This is a genomic window from Micromonospora chalcea, assembly GCF_002926165.1.
GTDB lineage: Bacteria > Actinomycetota > Actinomycetes > Mycobacteriales > Micromonosporaceae > Micromonospora > Micromonospora chalcea.
In genome coordinates, this window is record NZ_MAGP01000105.1 from 85,221 (window position 1) to 91,754 (window position 6,534).

Sequence of the window (6,534 nt, forward strand, 5' to 3'; positions counted from 1 at the left end):
GGGCCGTTCGGTTCTGCTGGTCAGTCCTGGTCGTCCGGGCACCGGCCGGGCGGCGGGGCGATCGCCGCGCGGGTCCGCCCGTGGGCGCCCGAGCCCACCGCCACCAGATGCCGTTCGGGCCGCGACGCCGGACCCGGCTGCCGGCCCAGCCCACTCAGCGAGGTGACGCCGAGGCGCCCGGCCAGCACCGGCACCTGGTCCGGCTCGACCACGAAGACCACCTCACGCGGCCGCAGCGGCCGCAGCAGCACCACCACGGCGAGGACTACCAGCAGCGTCCCGCCGGTCAGCAGCGCCCACGCCAGCCCGGGGAACCAGCCGGCCCGCAGCTCGCCCCGCATCCGCAGGTCGAGCCCGTCGGCGCCGTCCACGCGCATCACGACCAGGCTCAACGACCGGCCACCCAGCTCGGCCGGGCTCCACTCCAGCGAGCCGATGCCCTCGCGTACCCAGAAGGGCTGGGCCAGCGGCACGGCGACGCCGTAGCCGGCGGTGGCCGGGTCGAGATCGACCGGAAGCGGGCCCCGGGTGACGGCGACGCGGCGCACGGTGCTGTGCGGGACGTCGGCCAGCCACCGCCGCACCTCGTCGGCCGGGGCGAGGCCGAGGAAGACCGGGCCGTGGTCGTCCCGCGCGGTGAGGTGCAGCCGGGCCTGCCCGGTGCGCGCCACCGGCAGGTCGGTGCGCAGCAGCGCGTCCACGTCGGTCACCAGCACCACGCGGGCGGGCGGGCGGACCGGCTCGAACCGGGCGCCGAAACCGCCGTCCGGGTCGGCATGCCCGGCCGCGAGCCAGAGGCCGGCGCCGGCCAGCAGGGCCGGAACCCCCAGCGCCAGCAGCACCATGCCGGCGATCGTGCGTGCGAAACGCATTCGCGTCGTCCCTCTCGGTAGCCAACTACCCGCCAGACCTTACCGACGCGGGTCGGCCGATCGCCGGATATCGGCGGCACCCGGCCGGGACGGCGACCGGCCCGGCGGATCGTTCCGCCGGGCCGGTGCGTCGCTCGCGTTCAGGACTTCGCCGCGGGCTCCCGCCGGGTACGCGCGAACGCCAGACCGCCGAGGACCAGGCCGGCCAGTCCGGCGACCAGACCGGCCACCCCGAGGGCGGTCGCCGCGCCGGAGCCGGCGTCGTCGTCATCGTCGTCGGCCGCCGCGGCGGCCGGCGCGCTCGCGCCCGGCGAGGCGGGCGCGTTCTCGGCGGCGGCCAGCTTGAGCACCGGCGCCGGGTTCTCCGGCTCCTCCGCGCCCGGCGTCGGCTCCTCGATCCACCGGGAGACGTTGCCGTCGGAGTACGTCTGGAGCACCTTGAACACCATCGTGTCGACCTGCGGCAGCGGGCCCATCGACACCGGGAACTCCTGGAACTCGCCCGGCTTCACGCCGCCGTTCGGCGCCGCGGTGAAGGTGAGCTTCGACACCGCCTCGGTGAGCTGGCTGCCGTGCACCTCGATCGGCGGGTCGACCTTGCGCTTCTCCACCGCCACCGTCCAGCCCGGCACCGGCATCGTGGACACCGAACCGACGGGTGCGTTCTCCGGCAGGTTCACCTCGACCTTGACCGTCGACGCCGTGTCGCTCTCGTTCGGCACCCGGAAGGCGAACCGGCCGTAGCCGCCCTGCTTGCCCTCGGCCGGGTTGATCGTGACGTGCGCCGAGGCCGGCCCGGCCAGGCCGAGCACGGTCGTGGCGACGGCGGTCAGGGTCAGCGCGGCGACGGTCGCGGAGCGCCGGAGACGGATCATCAGTGGGACCTTCCCGTTACTTGATCGGCACGGTGGCGGTCACCGTGGCCTGGTCGATGTCGGACGTGCGGACGGTGATGCGCAACTGCCAGTCACCACGGGCCGGCAGGTTGACCTCCCCGGTGGCGTGGTTGTCGCTCAACGGCAGCAGCGGGACCGTGATCGGCTCGATCCCGGCCGACGGCAGGGCGGCGGTCACCTTCCACTCCTGCACCGGCTGCGGCCGGTTGTCCGGGGTGTAGGCGTACAGGTGCATCGAGTTGTTGCCGGTCTCGGCCGGGTCCAGCTCGACCTGCAGCGAGTAGATCGGGCTGCTCAGCGTGGTGGAGAAGTAGCCGGGCGAGGCGCCCGGCGCGTCCGCGACGGCGGTCCGCGCCGGCGTGGTCTGCACGAGCGTCGCCGACACGCCCAGCACCACCGCCGTGATCACCAGCTCGGCCACCACCGCCCGCCGCATCGAGCCCGGCCGTCCGGCGGCGACCCGCCGCCGCACCAGCGCCCGGGAGTACGCGGCCACGCCGATCACCAGCGCGAACAGCGCGATCTTGGCGAGCAGCAGCTGCCCGTACGTGGTGTCGATCAGGGCCTGGAGGCTGGCCACCTCGATCAGCCCCTGCACGGTGCCGGCCAGCAGCAGCGCGGCCACCGCGAGCGCCGCCCAGCGGGACCAGATCGGCAGGATCGCGTCCAGCTCGCGCTCGTCGGCCCGGCGCAGCAGGAACACCGCGAGCATCACCAGGCCGCCGAGCCAGACCGCCATGGCGCCCAGGTGCACCGCGTCCACCACCACCGACACGGCCGGGGCCGGCGAGGCCGCCGCGTGCCCGGCGAGCGGCCAGGTGAACAGCGCGGCGCCGCCGAGAACGGCGAGGATGATCCCGTCGGTGCGGCCGACCGGGCCGGCGAACAGCGGCCGGAGCAGGAACGCCGCCGCGGCGAGCAGGCCCAGCCGGACCAGGTGGGTCGTGCCGTACGCGCTGCCGAGCACGTCGCCGAGCCCGGAGCCGGTCACGTCGAACAGGCCGCCGCCGTTGACGTAGGGCACCTGGAGCCAGATCTCGGCCAGCGTCGCCACCGCCAGCACGCCCAGCCCGGTCCAGGCCAGCCGGGCCGGGCCGCGGCGGGACAGCCGGCGCGGCCAGAGCGCGGCCAGCACCAGCGCCGGGCCGACGAGCAGCAGCAACCCGGCGTAGCCGGCGTACTTCGCCACCTTCACCGCGGTCTCGGTCACCGGGTTCGCCCGGTTGTCGGTGCCGCTGTCCGTCGGCGGCTCGGACGGCGCGCCGACGGAGTAGGTGAAGGCGCCGGAGACCGGGTGACTGTCCGCCGAGATGACCCGGTAACTCACCAGATAGGTGCCGCGCCCCGCGCCGGGGTCCACCGGGATGGTGACCTCGGCGCCCTGGAACGTCGGCTCGCCCCGGTCGGCCCGCGAGCCGTCGGGGGCGATCACGCGGACCTTCCCGGGCACCTTGCGGACGCTCTCGCTGAAGGTGATCACCACCTGCGCGGGCGCGTCGGGCACCACGGCGGAGGCGGCCGGGCTGCTGCTCACCAGCACCGCGTGGGCGCTGGCCGGGGTGGCCGGGACGAGCAGCAGGGCGACCAGCAGGAGCAGCAGCCCGGCGACGGCCCCGGAGCGGGCGGCGACGGCCCGGGACGGGCGGCGTACGGCAGCAGTCATGACCGCCATGGTTCCCGAACCGGAGCCGATCCGGCGAGCCGGTCCCGGGCGGGCGTGACCGAGCGCCCACCCGGCGCGGCGGCGCGCGCCACGCCGGGCCTGCTCGGAGGTCATGGGAGGGTAGTCGGACGGCGGCGGGAAAAAGTTCCCGGCGTGTGCGGGACCACGGAATGGGCCGAAGGACCCTGTCCCCTCCAGGTACGCCGCGTAACCTCGGGTGACGTGATCCCCGGCTCGCGTGACACCGCCGACGACCGCCCCGAGGCGGCCGCCGAGGCTGTCCGGGACACGGCCACCGGCTGGGCGCTCGCCGCCCGCGACGGGGACCGCGACGCGCAGGCCGCCCTCGTCGGCGCGGCCCAGGCCGAGGTGTGGCGCTTCGCCGCCGCGCTCGTCGACCCGGACAGCGCGGACGACCTGACCCAGGAGACGTACCTGCGGGCGTTCCGGGCGCTGCCCGGCTTCGAGGGGCGCTCCAGCGTGCGTACCTGGTTGCTCGGCATCGCCCGCCGGGCCTGCGCCGACCACCTGCGCACGGTGGTACGCCGCCGGCGGCTCGACGCGCGACTCGCCGCCCAGGCCGCCACCGACCGCCCCTACCCGGACCCGGCCGGTCAGCTCGGCGCCACCGACCTGGTCCGCCGGCTACCGGCCGAGCGGCGCTCCGCGTTCGTGCTCACCCAGTTGCTCGGCCTGTCCTACGCCGAGGCCGCCGACGTGGAGGGGGTGCCGGTGGGCACCATCCGCTCCCGGGTGGCCCGCGCCCGGGACGAACTGGTCGGCGCCGTCGGCGACACGATGACCGGATAGCGGGAACCTTTCGTGACGCTCGGACGACGAATGACTGTGACCCCCTCCCCCTCCCCGGCCGGCCGCTGGCAGACCCTGCGCCCCTGGCTCGGCGTCGCCGCCCGCCTCGGACTGGCCGCCGTCTGGCTGATCGCCGGCGGCACCAAGGTCGGCGATCTCGCCGCCTCCGGCCGGGCCGTCAACGCCTACCAGGTGATGCCGTACGAGCTGGCCACCGTGATCGGCGCGGCGCTGCCCTTCGTCGAGCTGGCCCTGGGTCTGCTGCTTCTCGCCGGGCTTGCCACCCGGGTCAGCGCCGGGATCTCGGCGGTGCTGCTCGTGGTCTTCATCGCCGGCATCGCCTCGGCCTGGGCGCGCGGCCTGGCCATCGACTGCGGGTGCTTCGGCAGCGGCGGCCAGCTCGCCGCCGGCGAGACACCCAGTTACCTCCCGGAGATCCTCCGGGACCTGGGGTTCCTGGCGCTCGCCGGGTTCCTGCTGATCTGGCCCCGCACGCCGTTCTCGGTGGACGGCTGGCTGGCCGGCGACGACACCGTGGAGGACACCGATGAGTAGCCGCAAGGGCCGCAGGGACGCGGCGCGGGTGGTACGCGAGCAGATCGCCCGGGAGAAGCGCCGCAAGCGCACGCTCTGGACCACGATCGCCGCCGTGCTGGTGCTGGTCATCGCCGGTGGCATCGGCTGGGCCGTCTACTCCAGCCAGAAGTCGGACGACTTCACCGCGCCGCCCGGCGCGAACGACGCCGGCACCGGCATCGTCCAGGGCACCGGGCCGGTCACCATCGACCTGTACGAGGACTACCTCTGCCCGGCCTGCAAGCAGTTCCAGCAGATCAACGGCGAGACGCTCAACCAGCTCGTCACCGAGGGCAAGGCCAAGCTGGTGTTCCACCCGGTCGCCTTCCTCAACCGCTTCTCCACCACCGAGTACTCCACCCGCTCCTCGGCCGCCTCCGGCTGCGCGGCGCAGGGCGGCAAGTTCCGCGAGTTCACCGACCAGCTCTTCGCCAAGCAGCCGCCGGAGGGCGGCGCCGGGCTCAGCAACGACGAGCTGGTCGACATCGGCGCGGGCGTCGGGCTGAACCGGGACGAGTTCGCGTCCTGCGTCTCCGACGGCACGTACCGGTCGTGGACCGAGCACGTCACCGACGAGGCGAGCAAGGCCGGCGTGACCGGGACCCCGACCATCAAGATCAACGGAAGTGAGCTGCGGGACCGCAGCCCCGAGGGGATCAGGGCAGCGGTGGAGGCGGCCGGGAAGTGATCCCCGCACCCCTGCGCCGGGCCGCGCTGGTGTTCACCGGCGCGGCCGTCGCCCTGCTCACGTTCGCCGCGCCGGCCGCCGCGCACGGCGCGGACGCGCCCGACGGCACCGACTACCGCGCCACGATCACCGGCGTCGAGCCCGACCGTCCCGGGCTCACCGCCCGCATGGTGGAGGCCGGCGCACGGCTGGAACTGACGAACGACACCGGCGCCGACGTCACGGTGATGGGCTACTCCGGCGAGCCGTACCTGCGCGTCGGCCCAGGTGGCGTGTACGAGAACGTCCACTCCCCCGCCACGTACCTGAACCGGACGCTGGCCGGCGAGACCCGGCTGCCGGCCGAGGCGAACCCGGCCGCCGCGCCGGACTGGCGGCGGATCGACGACGGGCCCACCGCCCGCTGGCACGACCAGCGCACGCTGTGGCGGGAGGACGCGCCGCCGGCCGCCGTCGCCGCCGACCCGGACCGGGAACACCGGGTACGCGACTGGGCGGTGCCGCTGCGCGCCGGTGACACCACCGGAGCCGTACGCGGCACACTGGACTGGGTGCCGCCGCCCGACCCGTACCCCTGGTGGGTGGCCACCACGCTCGGCTTCCTGGTGATCGGCGCGGCCGGGCTCGCGCCGGGCGGCACGACCGCCGGGGTACGCGCGCTGCGCGGAGTGGGCGCACTGCTCGCCCTGGGCGGCGCGGCGACAGTGGCGCTCACCGTCGCCCGGGCGTTCGACACCGGCACCCCGGGCCTCGGCGGAATGCTCGCCGAACTGTTCACCGGGCAGGTGTGGACGCTGCTCACCGGCCTCGGCGCGCTCGCCGCGGGCGGGTACGCGCTGGCCCGCCACCCGGCCGCCGACTTCGTGCTGGCGCTCGCCGGCGCCTGCCTGACGGTGTTCGCCGGGGTGACGAACCTCGCCGCGCTGTCCCGCGCGATCCCCCCGGCCGCCGGCCCGCCGGTCCTGGTGCGGGTGCTGGTGGTGGTCGGCCTGGCGACGGGAGCCGGCGGGCGCCGCGACCGCGCGGGAC

Annotated in this window: 7 protein-coding genes; 4 read left to right on the plus strand and 3 right to left on the minus strand. The window is 75.4% G+C overall.

What is annotated here, in order from left to right; genetic code table 11:
• Positions 1–20: 20 nt before the first annotated feature.
• From BAW75_RS12520 to BAW75_RS12530, 3 genes are all read right to left on the minus strand, one after another.
• A complete protein-coding gene (locus BAW75_RS12520; RefSeq protein WP_104113689.1) occupies positions 21–872 on the minus strand; it encodes a hypothetical protein in 852 nt (283 codons plus the stop codon).
• A 140-nt stretch (positions 873–1,012) separates the two neighbouring features.
• A complete protein-coding gene (locus BAW75_RS12525) occupies positions 1,013–1,747 on the minus strand; it encodes a YcnI family copper-binding membrane protein (protein ID WP_043326141.1) in 735 nt (244 codons plus the stop codon).
• 16 nt (positions 1,748–1,763) lie between these two features.
• A complete protein-coding gene (locus tag BAW75_RS12530; RefSeq protein ID WP_043330589.1) occupies positions 1,764–3,431 on the minus strand; it encodes a copper resistance CopC/CopD family protein in 1,668 nt (555 codons plus the stop codon).
• A 222-nt stretch (positions 3,432–3,653) separates the two neighbouring features.
• Here BAW75_RS12530 and BAW75_RS12535 point away from each other — a divergent pair, with 222 nt between their 5' ends.
• The 4 genes from BAW75_RS12535 to BAW75_RS12550 form a co-directional block, all read left to right on the plus strand.
• On the plus strand, positions 3,654–4,241 hold the full coding sequence (locus BAW75_RS12535; protein WP_104113690.1) for a sigma-70 family RNA polymerase sigma factor: 588 nt from the start codon (positions 3,654–3,656) through the stop codon (positions 4,239–4,241).
• A 30-nt stretch (positions 4,242–4,271) separates the two neighbouring features.
• A complete protein-coding gene (locus BAW75_RS12540) occupies positions 4,272–4,796 on the plus strand; it encodes a MauE/DoxX family redox-associated membrane protein (RefSeq protein ID WP_043326143.1) in 525 nt (174 codons plus the stop codon).
• Positions 4,789–5,505, plus strand: a complete 717-nt coding sequence (locus BAW75_RS12545) for a DsbA family protein (RefSeq protein WP_043326145.1) — start codon at positions 4,789–4,791, stop codon at positions 5,503–5,505. The genes BAW75_RS12540 and BAW75_RS12545 overlap by 8 nt, the downstream gene beginning before the upstream one ends.
• The coding region (locus BAW75_RS12550) for a hypothetical protein (protein WP_244206102.1) at positions 5,502–6,534 on the plus strand (1,033 nt) is incomplete at its 3' end. The genes BAW75_RS12545 and BAW75_RS12550, both read left to right, overlap by 4 nt.